This window comes from Croceitalea dokdonensis DOKDO 023, from assembly GCF_001306415.1.
Taxonomy (GTDB): domain Bacteria; phylum Bacteroidota; class Bacteroidia; order Flavobacteriales; family Flavobacteriaceae; genus Croceitalea; species Croceitalea dokdonensis.
Window position 1 is genome coordinate 359,837 of sequence record NZ_LDJX01000005.1, and the last position, 20,861, is coordinate 380,697.

Genomic DNA, 20,861 nt, shown 5'->3' on the forward strand with positions numbered 1-20,861 from the left:
AAACCGCTAACGGATTACTTTTTTCAATACGCCCAGAACGCCACGGATAAAGGTGGCACTGGTCAAAACCTTTACCACGGGGTTCATACGGGTGCTCCTTCTGCCAGATGATCTCCCCGCTGTGGAACGGGAGGCCTTTTCCTTTTCTGCTTGTTTTTCCGCTTTTTCTATTTTTTCATTTAGGATCTCGTAGGCGCTTTCACGGTCTACCTCATCATTGTATTTTTTTATGAGTGAGGAAGCTCCCAATAAGGATTGCAGTTCTGTATCCGTAAGCACATCCATACGGCTCATGGGAGCGCGGAGCATGGTGGCTGCTAGGGGAGTGGGCCTTCCTTTTTCATCCAAAGCGGAGACCAGTGCCTCACCAATGCCCAAAGAGGTCAATACTTCTTTGGTATCATAATATTCGGAAATGGGGTAATTTTCTGCTGTGAGCTTAATGGCTTTTCTATCCTTTGCGGTAAATGCACGGAGGGCATGTTGCACTTTTAGGCCCAGTTGTGACAATACCGCCTCTGGCACGTCCGTTGGGTTTTGGGTCACAAAATACAAGCCTATGCCTTTGGAGCGGATGAGTTTGACAATACTTTCTATCTGGTCCAAAAGCGCCTTGCTCGCCTGGCTGAAGATGAGGTGGGCCTCATCAATAAATAAAATCAACTCTGGTTTTTCGCTATCGCCCTGCTCTGGAAAGGTGGCGTATATCTCTGCCAACAGACTTAACATAAAGGTGGAAAACAATTTTGGACGGTCCTGAATATCGGTCAACCTAATGATATTGATGTATCCCCTTCCATTTTCATCAATACGGACCAAATCCTCTACGTCAAAAGATTTTTCACCAAAGAAAAGGTCTGCACCCTGCTGCTCCAGTTCTATAATTTTTCTTAGGATACTTCCCGTGGAACTGGTAGACATTCTGCCATAGGAGGCTTGGAATTCCTTTCTGCCCTCTCCCGTGGCGTATTGCAGCACTTTTTTAAAATCCTTGAGGTCCAAAAGGGGGAGTTTATGATCGTCACAGTATTTAAAGACCACGGCAACAATACCTTCTTGGGTCACCGTTAAGTCCAAAATTCTGGAAAGGAGAGTGGGTCCAAATTCGGATACCGTGGCCCGCAGTCGAACACCGTTCTGTTCGGAGAGTGACATGATCTCCACGGGGAACCCTTTGGCCTCAAAGGGGATTCCTATGGCCTGGTGCCGTTCCTCAATTTTTGGGTTGCCTGGACTGGGTTGCGCAATTCCGCTAAGATCACCTTTTAGGTCCATCAATAACACTGGAATGCCCTTGTCCGATAGGTTTTCTGCGATGACCTGAAGTGTTTTGGTTTTTCCGGTACCTGTGGCACCAGCAATCAGGCCATGTCTGTTCAAGGTTTTTAAGGGCACCTTAATATGGGCCCCGGTCATGGTCTGGCCATCTAACATGGCCGCTCCCATGGTGATAAAATCACCCTTGGTGCTATAGCCTTTCTCAATATGGGCAAAGAACTTTTCTTTGTCGCTCATGGTATTCAATTTGCGATAAAAATAGGTAAAATGAAGCTTAGAAACAGCGATTGGTGCCCATGAATTTTTAATTTGGAATGGCCTACGTGGGTAGATATCACCTATGTCAAATAGGCCCTCCCATATTTCAGGGATTTTTTGGCTACACCATAAGATTAGGCCAATTGCCCTGAAATGGTGAAATTCGTAACCATTAAAAATTTTAAGCATGAAAACAGTTCGCACTTTTATGGCAACCGTGGTAACCCTAGTTATTTTTGGTCTTAGCGCAAAAGCCCAAGAACCGGCCGACGTTATTTTCCATACCCCAGAGAATCCTGCGCGGGCCAGTGCACCCTTTAGTGAGGCGGTACAGGTAGGAAACCTCTTCTTTTTGGCGGGCCAAATTGGCATGGACAGGGAGGCTGGGAAACTTGCAGATGGTGGTATTGCCGGAGAAACGGAACAAACCATCAAAAATATTGAGGGGGTGCTAAAATACCACGGTTTGTCCTTGGATAATGTGGTAAAGTGCACGGTAATTTTGAGTGATATCAGCGACTTTAAGGCGTTTAATGCGGTGTACGTAAAATACTTCACCAAAAAGCCGGCAAGGACCACCTTTGCCGCAGCAGGATTGGCAGCGGGTGCCAAAATTGAGATTGAAGTGGTTGCCGCCAAAACAAGGTCCTAAATTTCTGGCTTGGTCCAGGCTGTTGTGGGACAAGGTTAAGCGGTATATCTTTGTGCCATGGTTTTAGAAGAGGTGATGGATTTAGTGGACAAGGGTGCCATGTTGCCCTTAATGGAAGAATTTTATACCATTCAAGGAGAAGGCTTCCACAAGGGAACAGCGGCGTATTTTGTGCGTATTGGGGGCTGCGACGTTGGTTGCCATTGGTGCGATGTAAAAGAAAGCTGGAATGCGGAAACCCACCCGCCCACCGCAATTGAGCACATTTTATCCAACTCCAAAAAGTATTCAGATACCATAGTGATTACAGGTGGGGAACCGCTGACATGGGATATGGGTCCGTTGACCCAAGGGCTAAAGGCACAAGGCCAGCACATCCATATAGAGACGTCCGGGGCCTATCCCTTAACGGGGGTTTGGGACTGGATTTGTCTTTCGCCCAAAAAAAACAAGCTTCCCGTGGGGGACATTTATCAAAAAGCCCACGAGCTAAAAATGATTGTGTACAACAAACATGATTTTATTTTTGCCGAGGAACAGGCCGCAAAAGTATCCAAGGATTGTATGTTGTACCTACAACCAGAATGGAGTGTAAGGGAAAAGGTAACCCCTCTCATTGTGGAGTATGTGATGAAGCATCCAAAATGGAAGGTATCCCTACAGACCCATAAATATTTGAATATTCCTTAATTATTGGTAGACGGTCTACCACCGTTACTTTCCAAATCCCTAAGACATTCTGGGTCCAGACCTGGAGCTGCGGCTATGCCCCTGGCCACTCGGTTTTCCATAGTTTGGATTAAGTTTAGCCCATTTAGGCTACAAGAAGAGTGGACATCATTGGCATGTTTTCTTTGTACAAAAGCCTTTCCAGAAGTTCCAAACTGCAGTTCTGCACGCATTAAGCAGGGATTTTCAGAACAATGGAAAGGGGCATCTGGATCTTCATGGTCATTAATAGGTACGGTGCCAAGGTTCACTAACCCAAATAAATGGCCAAATTCATGATTTAGGGTGGCGGTTTCCACGTCTGATATTAGTAGACTTAAACTCCGGTTGGCCAAGGTTCGCACGGTTCTCTCATAAATTACCATTGAGGTATTGCGGAATACTGCGCCCAAGGTGACCAGGCCCTCTTCCAAATCGTCCCCATCCGATGGTGCATCTGCGAAAAAGATGTAAATGGCCAAAGTGCTGCCCGTATTGTAGGCCGTTCTATTTGCTTGCTCCAGACTGTCTATTTGCGTTAACGTCAGTGATTCCTCTCCGGTTGGCGGTAATTCCTTATAGGTGAGTTCTATGTTTTGTTTAAAGGTATTTTCCCTTAAGAACTCCTCAAAAGCGTTCATGGTGACTGGGGAGGGTCTAAATCCTTCAACAAAGGCAATTTCTATGAGCAACCGATCAAACCTTGCATTGGATAAAATATCATTGGCAGAGGCGCCTGTGCTCAACAGGTTTCCCGTCCTGTCCACTTCCGTTTCCGTTTCCTCGCCACCATTAGGGTTTTCAGCGTCAGAGGAGCAGGCCAAAAGCATGGAAAACATGAAGGTCAAGGTTGCAAAAACTACGCTTTTCATACGCTTATTTTGTCTCAAATAACGTTTTTTTTTAAACATCTAGTATGCCTTTAAGGTAAGTTTGGCTAAATAGTCATAATGGGCCCCTTCTTCCAACAGTTCACATAAAAAGCCATTTTGGAGGGCATGGTTTTGTAGTCTGTGGTAGTCCAGATAAAGCCAAGGGAAAGGCTCGACCTCCCATTTTTTGTAGCTAATCTTAAAATCCACTTCACCGTAATACCTTCCGTTGTCCGGAACCCAGATGCCCCCATCGTCATCTTCATCGAACATATACCTGATATCACTGGAGTCCAGTAAGATTTGTCCCCCGGGCCTCAATAAGCTTTTAAAATGGGATAGGTACGTGTCCAAATTTTCAAGCTTGCCCGCAATCCCAATCCCGTTCATGAGCAGGAGCAAGGTATCAAAGCTTGTGCCACGGTATTCTAAAATGTTGCTGTGTACGGTATGGTGCAGACCCCGTTGCTTGCATACCGCAATGGCTCCCTTTGAACGGTCCAGTCCAATAACCTCATGTCCGTTTTCTTGGAGCCATAAACTGTGGGAACCCGCGCCACAACCCACGTCTAGGATTTTTCCTTGGCAATGGCGTAAAGCGGTTTGCTCTAAGGCCGGCATTTCCCCGTAGCTGCGGAATAGGTAGGGTAGGGGAATAAGGTCTTCTTCATCTAAAGAAGAAAAGGTGGTAATGTCCTCCGTATAATTATCCGCTTGAAAATCAAGTAAAGCTTGACCAAAAATATCTTTCATCCAGATTAAAAGCACAAATGTGCTACTTTTTTTTAGGTTTGTAGGTATGCAGGAAGAGTTATCACAATTACCAGGCCGGGCAAAGGAAAAACACCATGAGAATACCAAGTTTTTTGCCAAGCTAAAAAAGAGGCCTCCAAAACAATTGGATTACCTAATGCAGGAACTGCATAATGATGAGTTTGACCGAACGGATTGTTTACGCTGTGCCAATTGCTGCAAGACCACAGGGCCATTGTTTACCAATGCCGATGTGGAACGGATAGCTAAACACCTAAAAATGAAACCTGCTGCATTCATAAAAACCTACTTGCGGATTGATGAAGAGAACGATCTTGTATTGCAACAGCTGCCCTGCCCCTTTTTGGGAGCGGATAATTTCTGTTCCATTTATGCCGTTAGGCCAAAGGCATGTAGGCAGTTTCCACATACCAACAGAAAGAAATTTCAGAATATCAGCAAGCTTACCCTAAAGAATGTGGCCATTTGCCCTGCCGCTTACCATATCGTGGAGGCCATGAAAAAACGAATTTCCATATAGCTCAAACCTGTTTGGACCTTTGGGAAAGTGCTTTGAAGCCTGAATGAAAATTAGGCCCACAGCAACCTTGGCAAGGGATAAAAGTAAGCACTGTTTAAATTTAGGAACCGGCTCCGTCTTTGTTTTGCTGCCCTGTATTTTTAGTGCTGAGGTGCTGTCCCAGAGTTCGTAACTGTACTTTGGGTTTCTTTTTTGATTTTGTATTTTTAGCTATTATGGAAACAGTAATCGCATATTTTGAAACGATTCCACCACTGCACCGCAGTTTAATTTTGGTTGGTGGAATCACATTTTTCTGGATTTTGGAGGGAATAATGCCATTGTTCAGCATAAAATACCGCAAATGGAAGCATGCGCTGCCCAATTTTTTCTTTACACTTACCACCATTGTCATCAATTTTCCTTTGGCCTTTTTGCTGTTAAAAACATCGGATTGGACCATTGCCAATGATTTTGGCATCATTAATTGGTTACCAGAAATGCCGCTTTGGCTCTATGTAACCCTTGGGGTGGTGCTGTTGGATTTAATTGGCGCCTACACGGCACATTTGGTGGAACATAAGGTAAAACCCCTTTGGATGGTTCACTTGGTGCACCACTCGGACCATAACGTGGATACCACCACCGCCAATAGGCACCATCCTTTGGAAAGCTTAATTAGGTATACCTTTACTTTAGTTGGGGTGTTCATTGTAGGGGCACCCGTTGGTGTCATCATGCTCTATCAAAGTTTATCGGTAGTGTTGTCCCAGTTTAACCATGCCAATATTCGTTTGCCAAAACAACTGGATAAGGCCATTAGTTGGATTGTTGTTTCGCCAGATATGCACAAGGTGCACCACCATTATGTCCTACCCTACACAGATTCCAATTATGGCAATATTTTTTCCATATGGGACAGGCTCTTTGGCACCTATATGGAATTAGATCGGGATAAAATTACCTATGGGGTGGATACTTTTCCGGATGAAAAGGAAAATAGCAGTATTGCCGGGCTGTTAAAACAACCATTCCATAAATACCGTAAACCTACTACGGGCAATCCGTAACACTAAATTCTGCTGATGTCCAGTAACACCAACTATAATTTAGGTTTGATTCTTGGCGCAGCAGGAACCATTTCAGGAATTGTCTTGGTTTTGATGGGTAATAATATCATTGGAATCGCTGGTGCTTTGGCCAGTGCAGGTCTGGCATATAAGGGCTATCGACAAATTAAAAAGCGTTAAACCCGCTAGGGATAAAGAAGGTATTTGGCACGTATCTTTTTAAAGGCATCAATTTCGGTCTGCCAACTTTGTCTAATTTTCTCTTCTGGCCATCCATTTTCTATCTGTTGTTGAAGCCTGGCCGTACCGGCATGTTTGGTAAAGGAGTCTGTGTTAAAAAAGTTACTTTTATCTGTAGTGCTTTGGTAAGCCTTCTGTAGCCAACTTACCGTAACCCTATTCATTTTTGGATGTTGGGATAAATCTTCCCCAAAACAGGTTTTACCCTGTTCTTTTGGATACTTGGCACCAAAATTGGGTTGGGGCACATAACTGAACCCAAAACTATCGGCATCTAAAAAAGAGGCCCCATAGCGCTGAAACTGGAATTCCGTCCCCCGCCCAGCATTTACCTTGGTTCCTTCAAAAAGGCCCAAGCTGGGATATAAGGAAATGGACTGGCTGTTGGGTAAATTGGGTGATGGCCTTATGGGCAGGACATATGGGGTGTTATGGGTGTAATGGGTTAAGGGCACAACGGTAAGGTCTACCCTCTGCCCGTTTTTTAGCCAGCCTTCTGAGTTGATCATGGTCGCGTATTCCCCAATGGTCATTCCATAGACCAAAGGAATTTGTTGAAGGCCTAAAAAACTAATATGTTCCGCCTGCATGGTAGGGCCATCTACATAATGTCCGTTTGGGTTGGGTCTATCTAGGACTATAACAGGGATATTGGCGGTTGCGCAGGCTTCCATGACCAGTTGTAAGGTGGCTATATAGGTGTAAAACCGGACGCCCACATCCTGAATGTCAAAAACCACCAAATCCACGCCTTTGAGCTGCTCTTGGCTAGGTTTTTTGTTTTTTCCGTACAAGGAGACAATGGGAAGCCCCGTTTTGGTATCTATCCCGTCCTTTACCAGTTCCCCTGCATCCGCTTTTCCCCTAAATCCGTGTTCCGGGGCAAAGACCTTTACAATATTTATCTGCCGTGCCGCCAATGAATCTATGAGATGGGTATATCCCTTATCCTTAAAAATGACACTGGTCTGGTTGGCAACCACCGCTATCTGTTTTCCCTTGAGCATTGGGACATAGTCCTGTGTTTTATTGGCAGCTACGATAATTTCCCTTTGTTCTGACAGGTTTTTAGGCGTTTCTAATGTAATGTTGTTTTTTTTGGGCTGCTGGGCACACCCAAAAAGAAGGTAGCTTAAGCAGAATACTGTACTTTTGAGTTTAGAGAAAATAGGCATCCATTGAATTTAGAGTTTTTTATTGCCAAACGCCTGATTACAGGTAGGGAACATAAAATTAGTATTTCCTCAACGATAATAAAAATTGCCATAGCAGCAATTGCCATAAGTATTGTAATGATGCTGGTGGCCCTTGCCTCAAGTTCAGGGTTGCAACTAAAAATACGAGAAAAGGTGTCCGCGTTCCACGGTCACATTCAAATCTTTAGTTATGACAACAATAATTCGGAGGTTTCTGTTAATCCAGTTTCCCTAAACCAAGAGTTTTATCCAAAGTTTACGGCCATCGATGGAATCGCACATGTGCAGGGGGTTGCTGTAAAAGCGGGGATTATTAGGACGGCCGCTACTTTTGAAGGGGTGTTGGCCAAGGGTGTGGGCAAGGATTACAACTGGACCACTTTTCGGGATTTTTTGGTTGCGGGCAGACTTCCGGATTTTAAAGGAGGATTGAATGAAGAGGCTTTGCTGTCCAAAACGCTGGCGGATAAACTTCAACTAAAGGTGGGTGATCACTTTTTTTCCGTTTTTTTAAAGGATGGGGATGTATCCAAAACACCCAACAACAGGAAATTTACCGTGGTGGGTATGTATGATAGTGGTTTTGAGGAGCTGGATGCGTCCTATATTTTTGTGGACCTTCGGCATATACAGCGCATGAACAAATGGAAACCGGATGAGGTTGGAAATTTTGAGGTTTTTCTTGACGATTTTAATGCGATAGAGGCCAAGACCGCAGAAATCTACGGAAAGACAATATCAGATTTGGATACCCAAAACCTAAAACAGCGCTACTTCAATATTTTTGAGTGGCTCGGACTGTTTGATTTTAATGTTGCCCTAATTATTGGTATCATGATCATTGTTGGGGGTATCAATATGATTACCGCTTTGTTGGTGCTTATTTTGGAACGGACCAAAATGATCGGTACATTAAAGGCACTTGGCGCATCCGATTGGACGATTCGCAAGGTTTTTTTATATAATGCTGCCTATCTCATAGGTATTGGACTTTTTTGGGGAAATGTCATTGGTTTGGGCCTTCTTTGGCTTCAAGACCGTTTTCAGTTTTTAAAATTTCCCAATCCAGAACAATATTACGTGGATTATGTTCCGGTGCATATTGATGTAACGACTATACTGCTCTTAAATATTTCTGTACTTATCTTATGTCTAGTCATGCTTTTGGTGCCATCCTATGCCGTTACCAAGATTTCTCCGGTAAAAGCGATAAAGTTTGATTGACTCCTTTTTACCAAAGACCAAAGACTAAACACTGGGCACAGCAAAGTACTGTTTCCCTGTTTTGTACTATCACGGCGTTTTTCCTATTTCACATACTAAAAGAAGCCCATACGTTCCCCAAGGAACCTTTACTTTTGTAGGTATTATGGAATACGCAGAAAATATCTTGGAAACCATTGGTAAAACCCCTTTGGTCAAACTCAATAGATTAACCAGTGAACTGCCCTGTCTGGTACTGGCCAAGTATGAAACCTTTAACCCAGGTAATTCCGTCAAAGATCGCATGGCGCTTCAGATGGTAGAGGATGCGGAGGAGTTGGGATTGTTACGGCCGGGAGGGACCATTATAGAGGGCACTTCTGGTAATACCGGAATGGGACTTGCACTTGCTGCCGTGGTCAAGGGCTACCGTATGATCTGTGTCATCAGCGATAAGCAGTCCAAGGAAAAAATAGATATTCTAAAAGCCGTTGGCAGTGAGGTACACGTATGCCCCACCGATGTGGCTCCGGAAGACCCTAGAAGTTACTACTCCACAGCAAAACGTTTGGCTACGGAAATTCCAAATTCATGGTATGTAAACCAATATGACAATCCCAGTAATTGTAAGGCCCATTTTTTAAGCACAGGTCCAGAAATCTGGGAACAGACTGGCGGAAAGGTTACCCATTTTGTGGTTGGCGTTGGCACCGGAGGTACCATTTCTGGGGTAGGTACCTATCTAAAAATGAAGAATCCAAAGGTTAAGGTCTGGGGCATAGATACCTACGGCTCCGTTTTTAAAAAGTACCATGAAACGGGAATTTTTGATAAAAATGAAATCTATCCCTATGTGACAGAGGGCATTGGGGAAGATATCCTTCCCAAAAATGTTAGGTTTGAGGTCATAGATGGTTTTACCAAGGTAACGGACAAGGATGCAGCGGTATATACCCAAAAATTGGCCAAAGAAGAGGGAATGTTCTTGGGGAACTCCGCCGGTGCAGCCATTAAGGGCCTTTTGCAGTTAAAGGAACAGTTTGGAAAGGATGATGTGGTGGTGGTTTTGTTTCATGATCATGGTAGCCGTTATGTTGGCAAGATGTTCAATGATGATTGGATGCGCCAAATGGGATACCTAGAATAGAATTAGTACCTTGTAAACAGTTGTGCACGTTGGAAAATCTGGTGCGTTCGAGAATGAAAATTTTAGCTTTAAAAATCGTGCTCTAAACAATTTTCAATCCTTAAAATCAATCGAACTTACATGTTGTTGGTTGCGCGGTTCATCATACACAATGGTAAATTCATTCGTTAAAAATTATAGTTTATGATACTGGACAATAAACTCTATTTTAAAGGAAGTTTGCTGCTCTATGGCTTGCTTGTGCTGTTTTCCTGTAAAAGTGATGATGTAGTCCCTACAGAACAAGAAGAACAGCAGGAGGAAATAGAAGTGGCACCCCAAGACCGTTTGCCACAGGTCTTTATAGATACCAAGGGCGCCAGCATTGTGGATGAGCCCAAAATTAGTTCGGATGCTGTAATGGTGGTGGCCAACGATACGGTATATCAAGGTAATCTTGGTATAGAATTTAGGGGGGCAACTTCCCAAGGCTTCCCAAAAAAATCATACGGACTGGAAACCTGGGATGCCAATGATGAGGATACCGACGTAGCCCTTTTGGGCTTCCCAGAGGAAGAGGATTGGATTTTATATGGTCCGTACAGTGATAAATCCTTGATGCGCAACGTACTTATTTATGACTTGTCCCGTGATATGGAAAGATATGCCAGTAGGACCCTATTTGTTGATCTTACCTTAAACGATGTGTACCAAGGGGTCTATGTTTTTATGGAAAAACTAAAGCGCGATGGAGAACGAATTGATATCAACAGATTAAGGGATGACGAAAATTCTGGGGAGGATGTAACTGGGGGATACATCCTTAAGATTGATAAGACCGCAGGCAATAATCTAGGGGAAGGCTACAATGATTTAAATTCCATAACCTCCTTATATGCACCAACAAATGCAACCTTAGGGCAACAAATCCATTTCCTGTACGAATACCCTGATGCGGAAGATATCACCATGGCCCAAAAAGAATATATCGCTACCTACATGGCCAATTTTGAAGCTGCACTGGCCTCGGACACGTTCGCTGATGCTGAGACAGGATATGCCAACTTTATAGACGTGCAGAGTTTTATAGATTTTTTTATTCTTAATGAACTTGCCAACAATGTAGACGGATATCGGTTAAGCACGTTTATGTACAAGGATAAAAATGAAAAACTAAAGATGGGGCCTATCTGGGATTTTAATTTGGCTTTTGGAAATGCGGACTACTGCGGTGGCGGGGCATCCAATGTTTGGGCATATCGTTTTAATGAACGTTGTCCCCAAGACTTTTGGCAAGTGCCTTTTTGGTGGGATAGGCTGTTACAGGACCCTGCATTTGTTGCCCAGTTACAAGAGCGGTGGACAGGCCTGAGGGCGAACCTGCTCTCCAACGCGGCCATTGATGCCAAAATATCTGGATATGTAGAAAACCTGCAGGATGCTGGAGCTGTTGACCGCAATTTTGCCACATGGCCCGTTTTGGGCACGTACATTTGGCCCAATAATTTTGTGGGCGATACCTATATGGAAGAGGTGGACTACCTGCAAAATTGGGTAAGGAACAGGCTAAGTTGGTTGGATAGTGAAATCTCAACCCTATAGTTCCCTAAACATCTAACACAAATCATATGAAAAATACCACCCTAACAAAACTGATCCTATTGCTCATTTTTGGAGCCACTGCCTTAACACTCCAAGCACAAAAGCTATCAAAAATAGAAAAGCGAATTGTTGAAACGGTAGAAAAGGACAACGAGCAGGCCATTGAATTTTTAGAACGAGTTGTGAATATTAATAGCGGAACACTGAACCTTGATGGTGTAAAAGCTGTAGGTATGGAATTCCAAAAAGCTTTTGAGGGTATAGGTTTTACGACCAACTGGATTCCAATGCCCCAAGAAATGAACCGGGCTGGACATTTGTTTGCGGAAAACAAGGGAAATAAAGGTAAAAAACTGGTGTTGATCGGACATTTAGATACCGTTTTTGAGGAAGACAGTCCCTTTCAAAAATTTAAAATGATCAATGATAGTGTGGCACATGCACCGGGTGGAAACGATATGAAGGGGGGTAATGTCATCATTCTTTACGCACTTAAAGCCTTACGGGACAATGGGTTACTTAAAGATGCCCAAATAATAGTGGCTTACACGGGTGATGAAGAAAGTACGGGGAAACCACTTTCCATAAGCAGAAAGGATTTGGTGGACGCGGCAAAGCGCAGTGACGTTGCCCTTGGTTTTGAGACCTCTACCGGCTTTAATTATGCCACGGTTGCCAGACGGGGTTCTTCCGGGTGGGCGGTTGAAGTGGAGGGCAAGCGTGCACACTCTTCTGGAATATTTAATGAGCGGGTAGGCGCAGGTGCCATTTTTGAAATGTCCCGTATCCTGCATCAGTTTTATACTGAAGTAAAGGGTGAAGATTTACTGTCTTTTAACCCGGGAACCTTGCTGGGTGGCACCTTCGTAAATTTTGATGATAAGACCAGTAAGGGCGATGTTTTTGGAAAAACCAATGTTGTGGCCCAAAAGGCCATTGTTAAAGGAGGGTTGCGCTTTATTTCAGAAGAGCAAAAAGAACGGGCACGGGAAAAAATGCGTACTATTATTAAGGATAATCTACCACGGACCAACGCTAAAATTTCGTTTACGGACAGCTACCCAGCCATGGCACCTACGGAGGGGAACAGGGAATTATTGCGGTTGCTAAATAAAGTAAGTCTTGATTTGGGACAAGGAGAAGTATTGGCCTATGACCCAGGAAAGCGAGGGGCAGCAGATATTTCATTTATTGCCCAGTATGTGGATTGCCTGGACGGTTTGGGTGCTATGGGAACAGGGGCCCATACCCCAGAGGAAACGGTGAATCTAAGGACCATGGAAGCACTCACCAAAAGGACTGCAATTTTAATTTATAGGCTTATCAATTCATGAAAAATATCCTTGCTTTAGGAAATCAAGAAGTTGGCATTGAAGATGGTGAATTGGTCAGTTATCAAGTGGACGGCCATGAGTTTATTCATCAAAAGGGAAGTCCGGGATGGGGCAGTTCTGATACGGAAATGTTCCCTGTTATTGGACCGGTAAACGAGGCCAATTTTAAAGTTAAAACCCCTAAGGGATATGCCATACAAGACCAACACGGTCTGTTGCGGCAAGTTGCATACACCTTAACGGGCATATCTGACAACGATGCCACATACACCAAACACTATAAGGCCAACACCCCTGTAGCCAATTCCAAGTATCCCAAAAAATCACCAGAGCCGAGGTTGATGTGGCCCTATTCCTTTACGTTTAAAAAGTACTTTTGCTTAAACGAGCAAGGCCTAGAAATTGGATTTACCATTTCTGGGGAGCATGGTATGCCTTATATGCTGGGCTACCATCCTGCTTTTAAACTGCATACCAAGAATCCGATGATACTTGCAGGAAACAGAAAAATAGGCTTGCCACAGATTTTGGCTGTTGGCAGCCGGGCACTGGAAATTAGCAATTGTGATACCGTGGTGTTAAAGGACAAAGGACAACTGAGGATAAGAACTGAGGGTTTTGGCCATTTTATGTGTTGGACGGAAGTTGATCAAATGGTCTGTATTGAGCCAATCACATTTTATCCCTACGCAACAGAGCAGGTAAATCTTCACAAGGGATTTTTAAGTGTTCAGGATAAAAGGACGTTCCGTGTTTATGTTGACGTGTCCCTTTAGCTTACAGGGGGCGTTTAAACGACTGCGGATGTATAAGTCTAATTTGGATATTGCGGTATCTCTCAAAGAGGAACTATTTGACCGAAACGCGTATCATCACTCCGAAATAACCATAGTTTTTCCCTATGAATCAAACCTCCATTTAGCGATTTAAACTACTGATTGTCATTGATTTAAAATTTAGTTGAAGTTTATTTGTGATAGACTCAACAAAATAGTTAAAAAAATCCTAATAAAATCAAGCATCCAATCGTTATTAATAGTACTTTTAATCCATAAGAATAGCAACAACAGATATCATTGAAAGATTTTATTAAAAGAATAGGGGTGATGAACTGCATCATGCTGTTAGTTGTACTGTCTATAGTTGTCTCCTCTGAAGTTCTTTTCCTGCAAGGAAAAAAAATGGACGCTATTTTTTTAGCGTTTTGGGCACCGACCATACTTGGTTTTATGAATTATTTGAAGTACAGGAAATAATGAATTTTATCCTCGCTTATTCCATTTTTGTGGCGCTGGTGTTTATCATTTGGCTGGTTTTTGTAGCCAAAATGTATAGGAAACTAGATAAGTAAAATAACTAAGAAACTCCCTTGAGCCAATTCTTAAAGTACTTTACCCGGTTTCTGCTTACGACCAAATCCAAATCCTTTTTATTGTTTTGAAGTTTAATTTTTAAACGACTATTGAAGTAGTCTTCCACCGAAAAAATCTGATTGATATTGATGGTGGTTTTACGATTAATCCGGAAGAAATCCTCAGGATCAAGTAAATCTTCCAACCTTTCCAAGGTATAATCTACTGGATGTTCGCAGCCTGTTTTTTCCACAATAAAGGTTTGTCCATCCTTGGAATAGAAGAAGTTGACATTATTGATATCCACTATTTTTAACTTGTTGTTCTCTTTGATCAAGAAGCGCTTTTTAAATTGCGGGGGAGTAAAGGAATCCATCATTTGGTCAATACGTCCCAGGTAATTTTGCTGTTCTGATTGGTTGATGGATAAAAATTTGTTCAGCGCAGCCCTTATATTATCAATCTTAGCGGGTTTTAAAATATAGTCAATACTATTGTATTTAAAGGCTTGTATGGCGTAGGTGTCAAAGGTGGTACAGAAGATAATGGGTGTGTCAATGGCAATGGTGTTTAAAATATCAAAACAGGTACCATCACCCAGATGAATATCCATGAATATTAAATCTACCTTAGGGTTGGCCACAAAATATGCCAGCGCGTCCACTACACAGTCCAGCTCCTTGACAATCTCATGCTGGATCCTTGTTTCTTGAATAAGGTTCTTTAGGTATATGTTGGAGACTGGCTCATCTTCAACGATTACAATTTTTAATTTTTGCTCCATTTTAGGTTTCCCAATCTTTATTTCTAAAATATAAAAACATAACTTTTAGAACCATTTATAGTAAAAATGCCACATTTTAAGCCAATAATGGCAATTTTAAACAAAAAAAATCTTTGTTCTGTTCTACAATCACCTCTTGGTCAGTGAGCAGTTGATACCGGTTGGATATGTTTTTTAAACCAAGACCGTGTTTATGATAGCCTTGGATTTTCCTTTGCAGATTATTTTTAATGAGCAAATAATTGTCCTTTGCGGTTATGCTAACGTGCAATGGCCTATGCTTAGAAATGATATTATGTTTTACGGCATTTTCTATTGCCAGTTGTAAGGCCAACGGAATAATTTGCTTTTTACGGACCTTCTCGCTAAGCATTAGTTTAAAATTTAAATTATCTCCAAAACGTTCTTTTAGTAGACCAATATAAGATTCCAAATAGGGTAGTTCCTGTTGTATGGAAACTAAATTTTCCTCTACTGCCTCCAATACGCCCTGATATACGTAAGCAAGTTTATGCACAAATTCCTTGCTTTTTTCGGTGTCCACGTCTATCAGATGAATTAAAGTGCTGAGGCTGTTGAACAAGAAATGAGGGCTAACCTGATTTTTTAGGTTGATGAGCTGTGAGGTAATACGTTCTTTTTGTATTTCACTGGCTTTTATCCTAAGGTTTTTTAACTCCGCAAAAAGATGAAAACTTTCGTATAGATAAATATTTACCAAAAACATCATGGTTCCCATTAGATATTCCAGTCCAATATGTGGGTTGCCATATCCTGGGAACTCAACGTCTATCAGAGGTCTTACATAACCGGTTGCGAATAATAATAGTACGCCAAAAACCGTGTATAGCAATGGCATTCTAAGCCATCGTTTTTTCTTGTTGGCATATCCCGGATAAAGGCTTAACAGGCGTATGAATAATGTACGAACAAGTAGCCATAAAATTCCAATGCCCAATAAAAATCCTGCATATTTAGCAATCCATAGCCTAAAAGGCACTATAAACAGTGAATCCCTGTAATAAACGCCCATAGTGATAAGGGCGTTGATAATGACCCCAACAATAATTAGTGGAATGTCATTAAACCATAAAATCTTTAATGCAGCTCGCTTCAATGGGTCATCGTAATTGAACGTTCACTAATATAAGGAAAGTTAAAGGTATCCCCTTAATATTCTCTCCGTATCTACCGTATTGTTTTTTTGTTGAATGAAAAGTTCCAAATCTTCTTGGCAAGTAATTTGTTGATCCTTAGCTATAAATCCAAACCCATAATAGGTTCCATTTCTAATGAGGACCACGCCACGCTCCTTGGAATGCCTTCCTTCCTTCTCAATAATTTGTAGTTCTTTCTTAGGTGCAGTAGCCAAAATTGCTCGTTCCACCTTGGTGTTATAGCGTTCAATAGCCTCCTTGTTGGTACAAATACCTTCACATTTGGTTGCCACAAATGGTTGGCAAGTGTTGGCCTTGGGCATTAAGCCACAATATTTTGGGCATAGGGAATAGCTGTTGCAAATGAGTTCCAATGCATTTCTGGCCATGCTCACCGTATTAAAAATCCGTACGGGGTTGGGAGCGGTCTTTAATGGGGAAATGGCTAGGTGCATTACACCTTTTCTATCCTCATAGGTAAAGATGGCAAATTGTGTTATCGTCTTTTTTTGGGCCCTATTGAATTTGGGGTAGTGTTTTTTAATGGCATCTGACTCCATTAATAATGCAATTAGTTCACTACCGGAAAGTTCATAATCAACGGCGGCAATCTCCCTACAAAGCGTGGTTTCGTGGTCACTTTTGTCATAGAAATGGCCCAGTACCCTCTTTTTTAAATCAATGGCCTTGCCTATATAGATGATTTCTCCCTTTGTGTTTTTAAAATAGTAAATGCCCGGCTTGCTCGGAAGGCCATTTACTTGCTCTTTGGGAAGCAAAGGGGGCAAGGTTGCCTCGCGACTCCTTTGGTTTAGGTGCTGGTCTATAATGGCCTTACCGTTCTTTGCCTTGAGCAACCGTTGGAACAATAGCAGGGTGGCATGTGCATCACCCCTGGCCCGGTGTCTGTCCCGTAGCGGAATCTCCAAGGAGTTGCAGAGCTTACCTAGGCTGTAGGATTTAAAACCAGGCAATAGCTTTCTGGATAGGCGCACCGTACAAAGCTTTTTTCGGTGAAAATTAATTTGCAACCTTTTAAACTCTTCCCTGATAACGCCAAAGTCAAAGTTAACCGAATGCGCCACAAAAACGCAGTCTTCCGTAATGTCCAAAATTCTCTGGGCAATACTGCCAAAGGTTGGGGCCTTGGCAACCATCTCTGCGTCTATGCCCGTTAGACCGGTTATGAAATAGGGAATTTCACATTCTGGGTTTACTAGGCTCGTGAACTCCTCCAGAATCCTTAGGCCATCAAACTTAAAAATGGATATTTCCGTTATTCTATTGCCCTTTAGCCCATTCCCCGTGGTTTCTATATCGATAATGGTGTACACGTTATTTAGATAAAATCAGAAATTACATTACGTTGACTTAGATGGTTTAATTTGCATCCTCATTGCATCCTCATTGCATCCTCATTGCATCCTCATTGCATCCCATTCCTTATACCAATTATTGAAATTACAAATTTGTTTGTAAGCATATACGGATTCATTCAACAGGAGCGCTTACTTTGCGCAAAGTGTCCGTTAGAAACCAAATTATGCTAGCATTCAGCATTTATGGTCCAATGATAATGTACAACCGATTTCCAAAATTTAATCGTGTAATATTACCATTGCCTTTATAGCTTTGTTCTGGTGTGCTATGGAAGGAATTAAACGATGCCTAAATCTTTTGCATCATGCCACCGTTGGTTTTAAAAATGATGAATTACCATTTTTTTTAGATTCCAGAGCTAGCTGTCGCGGACAGAACCTACTGAATACAAAAAGGTATGGCAGGGCCATGGTTTATAAAAAGGGTTTAAATATTGGTGATACGTGCTGCATGTAGGTACCTTTCTTTCTAGTATTGTTTTACACCGTTTATGGTAGCCCACTACACTACAGAAAATTTATAGATACATGTAGCTTCGTAGGTGTTGTTAGGTTCCAACACCGTGGAAGGAAATTGAAGCTGATTAGGGGAATCCGGAAGATGCTGTGTTTCCAAACAAAAAGCGCCATTTTTTTGGTATGGTTTTCTGCTTTTTCCCAATATGGAGCCATCCAAGGAATTGCTGGTATATAATTGGATTCCCGGCTGGTTTGTATATACCTCCATGACCCTTCCGCCGATGGGTTCTATAACTTTGGCCGCAAAGCTAGGGATACTGGGGTTTTCATTGTTTTTAGTCAGCATAAAATTATGGTCATATCCTCCGCACAATCCTATTTGTGGGTCATCCTCGTTGATATGTTCACCAATAGGTTTTAAGTTCCTAAAATCAAAGGGGGTGTCCAAGACTTTTTTAACCTCTCCAGTTGGAATCAACAGTTGGTCTACCGGTGTGTAAGTGTCTGCATTAATTGTGAGCAGGTGGTTGTTAATGTTGCCTTGGCCTTCACCCCCAAGGTTAAAGTAAGAGTGGTGGGTAAGATTAACTACCGTTTTTTTATCGGTAGTGGCCTGGTAAGAAATGCGTAGCTCGTTCTTATCCGTAAGTGTGTAGCCAACGTTTACCTTTAAATTTCCAGGAAAACCTTCTTCCATATCGGGGGAAGTCCTTGTAAAATAAACGGTAGCTGTTGAGGTTTGTTCCGCTTTCCAGACTACGTTGTGGAACCCTTTGGGCCCACCATGCAAAGAATTTGGACCATTATTGGCATTAAGCCTATAAACTTTGCCATCCAAGGAAAAACAGGCATTCGCAATTCTGTTCGCATATCTGCCGATAACGGCACCAAAATAAGCTTCTTCACAATTTAGATATGCTTTTAATGTGTCAAAGCCCAACACAACATCTACCAGTTCTCCATTTTTGTCAGGAAGGTACAATGCCACCAAACGCTGTCCGTAATTAGTAAAATGGGCTCTTATACCGTTATTGTTTTTTATGGTATAAAGGCTGGTTTTAAGACCGTTTAATTCGTCTTTAAAATTTATTTTTTTAAAAGGTATGGGCATTTCGTCAGGAATTATTGAGATAAGGGTTATTTTAAGAATGCTATATCTTTTTTAGGGGAGGGTGGTTAGTAGTTTAATGCCTTGCCCCATGGAAAAGTCTTTATCCTTTAAACCTTTTAATCAATTACAAATCTAAAACACTTCTTATAAGGAAAGAGCGCTAAAAGAAACCATGATATAGACAACAATGACTAGTACCACCATAGAAGCAAAAATATCTTTCCAATTGTAACTGGACTTGTTGTTTGCCTTTTGCTCTGAGGTTACCGTGCCAAATGTTAGGCCAGCTAGTTGCGTTTGTGAAGGTGCTGGATAGAATAGGCTAACTACCACGGCAATACCAATACAAAGCGCAAAGAAGTATGCTCCAAAGACCAGCCAATTAATGTCTGCTATGGCATAAATGAAACTGTCTCGGGCAAAACTTTCTTTTACAATTTCAAGCGTAAGTTTGGCAAACCCAATGAGGAAGCCACCAATTAAGGTGGCAATGGCTCCATTGGCATTGATGCGCTTATAGAAGATTCCCAAAAGAAAAACAGCTGCAATTGGCGGGGAAATATAAGCTTGTACATTTTGCAGGTATTCATATAGGCCATCGGACAGCATGGTGATTATTGGAATCCAAAGTAGACCTAGGCCCACTACAAAAAATGTTGCTATACGGCCGGTTTTTACTAGTTCTTCCTCGGGTTTGTTAGGTTTCAGTTTTTTGTAGATATCTAAAGTAAACAAGGTAGAACAGGAGTTGAACACGGAGGCTAAAGAGCTCATTAAAGCGGCTAGAAGTCCTGCTGCCACCAACCCTCTAAGACCGGAGGGCAATAAGTTGCTCATTAAAACCGGGAAAGCCTCATCCGGACTGTCCCATTCCAATTTACCTTGCATTTTTAGCGCTAGGGCTACCACTCCGGGAATGAGGAACAAAAAAATGGGCATTAGTTTTAACAAGGCACCAAAAATGCTACCTCGGCGTCCCTCCTTTATATTTTTGGCCGTTAGCACACGTTGCACAATAACTTGATCGGTACACCAGTACCAAATTCCAACAACGGTACTTGTTATAAATAATGGCAGCCATGGGTAATCTGGGTCCGAGTTGGCTCTCCACATATTAAAATAATCTGCGCCCACCGTAGTTTTTAATTGTCCCCAGCCACCTACGGCATCAAGGCCAAGAAAAGTAAGCACCCCAGCCCCAAGTACCAATACAATAGCCTGTATGGTCTCTGTGTACACCACGGCACGCATACCTCCCAAAACTGTGTAAATTCCTGTTAAAACCACCGTTGCCACGGCACCTATCCAAAATGGGATTCCCAAAAGAGCGGAAACCACTACACCACCGGCATAAATGGTCACGGAAACCTTTGTTAAAATATAGGCTACCAAAGAAACAATGGAAAGCACCCATCTGGAGCGGGCATCAAAACGTTTTTCCAAAAATTCTGGCATGGTAAACACACCACTCCTAGCATAAAAAGGCAGGAAGACCCATCCAAGCATCAATACCAACCATGCATGTAGTTCGTAAATCAAAAGCGGCATTTTATCCCCAGCCCCATTGCCCGCAAGGCCTACTACGTGTTCAGAACCTATGTTGGACGCAAAAATTGAAGCACCTACCACAAACCATCCCAAGTTTCTACCGGCCAAAAAGTAATCTTCCGTATTTTTTTGTTTTTGCATAATTACCCACCAAGCAACGGCAAGTAAAACCAGAAAGTAAGCAGCGATAACAATCCAGTCAAGGGAGTCCAATCTTTGCATAATGCGTATATTTTAGTTAGGGAGCGTAAATTACGCA

The 20,861-nt window shown here is 42.4% G+C and carries 19 protein-coding genes; 10 read left to right on the top strand and 9 right to left on the bottom strand.

The features are described from left to right. Positions 1-6 precede the first annotated feature (6 nt). Entirely contained in the window at positions 7-1,515 is a 1,509-nt protein-coding gene (locus tag I595_RS12520) for a helicase HerA-like domain-containing protein (RefSeq protein ID WP_054559815.1), read from the bottom strand. A 208-nt stretch (positions 1,516-1,723) separates the two neighbouring features. Between I595_RS12520 and I595_RS12525 the strand changes: the two genes are divergently transcribed. Together I595_RS12525 and I595_RS12530 are read left to right on the top strand one after the other, a co-directional pair. Then, positions 1,724-2,188, top strand: coding sequence for a Rid family detoxifying hydrolase (locus I595_RS12525; RefSeq protein ID WP_054559762.1), 465 nt, complete (start codon positions 1,724-1,726; stop codon positions 2,186-2,188). Between the two features lie 57 nt (positions 2,189-2,245). Beyond that, the gene (locus I595_RS12530; protein WP_054559763.1) at positions 2,246-2,878 is read left to right on the top strand and encodes a 7-carboxy-7-deazaguanine synthase QueE; all 633 of its coding nucleotides are present in this window, start codon (positions 2,246-2,248) and stop codon (positions 2,876-2,878) included. On the opposite strand, the gene I595_RS12535 is transcribed toward I595_RS12530, so the two are convergent. Together I595_RS12535 and I595_RS12540 are read right to left on the bottom strand one after the other, a co-directional pair. Continuing rightward, positions 2,875-3,768: a zinc metalloprotease gene (locus I595_RS12535; protein WP_054559816.1), complete on the bottom strand. Its 894-nt coding sequence runs from the start codon at positions 3,766-3,768 to the stop codon at positions 2,875-2,877. The two genes, I595_RS12530 and I595_RS12535, sit on opposite strands and share 4 nt — an antisense overlap. A gap of 39 nt (positions 3,769-3,807) precedes the next feature. Continuing rightward, complete coding sequence (locus I595_RS12540) at positions 3,808-4,521, bottom strand: class I SAM-dependent methyltransferase (protein WP_054559764.1); 714 nt, start codon at positions 4,519-4,521, stop codon at positions 3,808-3,810. A 46-nt stretch (positions 4,522-4,567) separates the two neighbouring features. On the opposite strand from I595_RS12540, the gene I595_RS12545 reads away from it, so the two are divergent. The 3 genes from I595_RS12545 (at position 4,568) to I595_RS17425 (ending at position 6,291) form a co-directional block, all read left to right on the top strand. Continuing rightward, positions 4,568-5,062: a YkgJ family cysteine cluster protein gene (locus I595_RS12545; protein ID WP_054559765.1), complete on the top strand. Its 495-nt coding sequence runs from the start codon at positions 4,568-4,570 to the stop codon at positions 5,060-5,062. 215 nt (positions 5,063-5,277) lie between these two features. Then, positions 5,278-6,111, top strand: a complete 834-nt coding sequence (locus I595_RS12550) for a sterol desaturase family protein (protein WP_054559766.1) — start codon at positions 5,278-5,280, stop codon at positions 6,109-6,111. A 15-nt stretch (positions 6,112-6,126) separates the two neighbouring features. After that, on the top strand, positions 6,127-6,291 hold the full coding sequence (locus I595_RS17425; RefSeq protein ID WP_157449737.1) for a hypothetical protein: 165 nt from the start codon (positions 6,127-6,129) through the stop codon (positions 6,289-6,291). A gap of 5 nt (positions 6,292-6,296) precedes the next feature. Here the strand turns inward: I595_RS17425 and I595_RS12555 are convergent, their stop codons facing one another. Continuing rightward, the gene (locus tag I595_RS12555) at positions 6,297-7,526 is read right to left on the bottom strand and encodes an exo-beta-N-acetylmuramidase NamZ family protein (RefSeq protein WP_054559767.1); all 1,230 of its coding nucleotides are present in this window, start codon (positions 7,524-7,526) and stop codon (positions 6,297-6,299) included. Between the two features lie 3 nt (positions 7,527-7,529). Between I595_RS12555 and I595_RS12560 the strand changes: the two genes are divergently transcribed. The 5 genes from I595_RS12560 to I595_RS12580 all read left to right on the top strand — a co-directional run bounded on the left by I595_RS12560 (position 7,530) and on the right by I595_RS12580 (position 13,588). Beyond that, the gene (locus I595_RS12560) at positions 7,530-8,771 is read left to right on the top strand and encodes an ABC transporter permease (RefSeq protein WP_054559768.1); all 1,242 of its coding nucleotides are present in this window, start codon (positions 7,530-7,532) and stop codon (positions 8,769-8,771) included. 145 nt (positions 8,772-8,916) lie between these two features. Further along, positions 8,917-9,897: a PLP-dependent cysteine synthase family protein gene (locus I595_RS12565; RefSeq protein WP_054559769.1), complete on the top strand. Its 981-nt coding sequence runs from the start codon at positions 8,917-8,919 to the stop codon at positions 9,895-9,897. A gap of 183 nt (positions 9,898-10,080) precedes the next feature. Continuing rightward, positions 10,081-11,478 carry a CotH kinase family protein gene (locus I595_RS12570; protein WP_054559770.1) on the top strand — a complete coding sequence of 466 codons (1,398 nt, stop codon included), beginning with the start codon at positions 10,081-10,083 and terminating at the stop codon, positions 11,476-11,478. A 26-nt stretch (positions 11,479-11,504) separates the two neighbouring features. After that, positions 11,505-12,812 (top strand): M20/M25/M40 family metallo-hydrolase, encoded by a 1,308-nt coding sequence (locus I595_RS12575; protein WP_054559771.1) that lies wholly within the window; start codon positions 11,505-11,507, stop codon positions 12,810-12,812. Further along, positions 12,809-13,588 carry an aldose epimerase family protein gene (locus tag I595_RS12580; protein WP_054559772.1) on the top strand — a complete coding sequence of 260 codons (780 nt, stop codon included), beginning with the start codon at positions 12,809-12,811 and terminating at the stop codon, positions 13,586-13,588. The genes I595_RS12575 and I595_RS12580 overlap by 4 nt, the downstream gene beginning before the upstream one ends. A gap of 580 nt (positions 13,589-14,168) precedes the next feature. Here I595_RS12580 and I595_RS12590 read toward each other — a convergent pair. The 5 genes from I595_RS12590 to I595_RS12615 form a co-directional block, all read right to left on the bottom strand. Continuing rightward, positions 14,169-14,948, bottom strand: coding sequence for a LytR/AlgR family response regulator transcription factor (locus I595_RS12590; protein ID WP_054559774.1), 780 nt, complete (start codon positions 14,946-14,948; stop codon positions 14,169-14,171). 76 nt (positions 14,949-15,024) lie between these two features. After that, positions 15,025-16,065: a sensor histidine kinase gene (locus I595_RS12595; protein ID WP_054559775.1), complete on the bottom strand. Its 1,041-nt coding sequence runs from the start codon at positions 16,063-16,065 to the stop codon at positions 15,025-15,027. Between the two features lie 39 nt (positions 16,066-16,104). Further along, complete coding sequence (locus I595_RS12600) at positions 16,105-17,439, bottom strand: exonuclease domain-containing protein (RefSeq protein WP_054559776.1); 1,335 nt, start codon at positions 17,437-17,439, stop codon at positions 16,105-16,107. Positions 17,440-17,986: 547 nt separating this feature from the next. Next, positions 17,987-19,054, bottom strand: a complete 1,068-nt coding sequence (locus I595_RS12610; protein ID WP_054559778.1) for an aldose epimerase family protein — start codon at positions 19,052-19,054, stop codon at positions 17,987-17,989. 144 nt (positions 19,055-19,198) lie between these two features. Next, a complete protein-coding gene (locus tag I595_RS12615) occupies positions 19,199-20,824 on the bottom strand; it encodes a sodium:solute symporter (protein WP_054559779.1) in 1,626 nt (541 codons plus the stop codon). Between the last annotated feature and the right edge of the window lie 37 nt (positions 20,825-20,861).

Excerpts from the sequence above, each read along its gene's own strand:
- I595_RS12575 (WP_054559771.1), top strand. The coding sequence starts at position 11,505 with ATGAAAAATACCACCCTAACAAAACTGATCCTATTGCTCATTTTTGGA.
- I595_RS12535 (WP_054559816.1), bottom strand. The coding sequence starts at position 3,768 with ATGAAAAGCGTAGTTTTTGCAACCTTGACCTTCATGTTTTCCATGCTT.
- I595_RS12615 (WP_054559779.1), bottom strand. The coding sequence starts at position 20,824 with ATGCAAAGATTGGACTCCCTTGACTGGATTGTTATCGCTGCTTACTTT.
- I595_RS12580 (WP_054559772.1), top strand. The coding sequence starts at position 12,809 with ATGAAAAATATCCTTGCTTTAGGAAATCAAGAAGTTGGCATTGAAGAT.
- I595_RS12520 (WP_054559815.1), bottom strand. The coding sequence starts at position 1,515 with ATGAGCGACAAAGAAAAGTTCTTTGCCCATATTGAGAAAGGCTATAGC.
- I595_RS12610 (WP_054559778.1), bottom strand. The coding sequence starts at position 19,054 with ATGCCCATACCTTTTAAAAAAATAAATTTTAAAGACGAATTAAACGGT.
- I595_RS12525 (WP_054559762.1), top strand. The coding sequence starts at position 1,724 with ATGAAAACAGTTCGCACTTTTATGGCAACCGTGGTAACCCTAGTTATT.
- I595_RS12540 (WP_054559764.1), bottom strand. The coding sequence starts at position 4,521 with ATGAAAGATATTTTTGGTCAAGCTTTACTTGATTTTCAAGCGGATAAT.
- I595_RS12545 (WP_054559765.1), top strand. The coding sequence starts at position 4,568 with ATGCAGGAAGAGTTATCACAATTACCAGGCCGGGCAAAGGAAAAACAC.
- I595_RS17425 (WP_157449737.1), top strand. The coding sequence starts at position 6,127 with ATGTCCAGTAACACCAACTATAATTTAGGTTTGATTCTTGGCGCAGCA.
- I595_RS12570 (WP_054559770.1), top strand. The coding sequence starts at position 10,081 with ATGATACTGGACAATAAACTCTATTTTAAAGGAAGTTTGCTGCTCTAT.
- I595_RS12590 (WP_054559774.1), bottom strand. The coding sequence starts at position 14,948 with ATGGAGCAAAAATTAAAAATTGTAATCGTTGAAGATGAGCCAGTCTCC.
- I595_RS12530 (WP_054559763.1), top strand. The coding sequence starts at position 2,246 with ATGGTTTTAGAAGAGGTGATGGATTTAGTGGACAAGGGTGCCATGTTG.
- I595_RS12565 (WP_054559769.1), top strand. The coding sequence starts at position 8,917 with ATGGAATACGCAGAAAATATCTTGGAAACCATTGGTAAAACCCCTTTG.
- I595_RS12550 (WP_054559766.1), top strand. The coding sequence starts at position 5,278 with ATGGAAACAGTAATCGCATATTTTGAAACGATTCCACCACTGCACCGC.
- I595_RS12555 (WP_054559767.1), bottom strand. The coding sequence starts at position 7,526 with ATGCCTATTTTCTCTAAACTCAAAAGTACAGTATTCTGCTTAAGCTAC.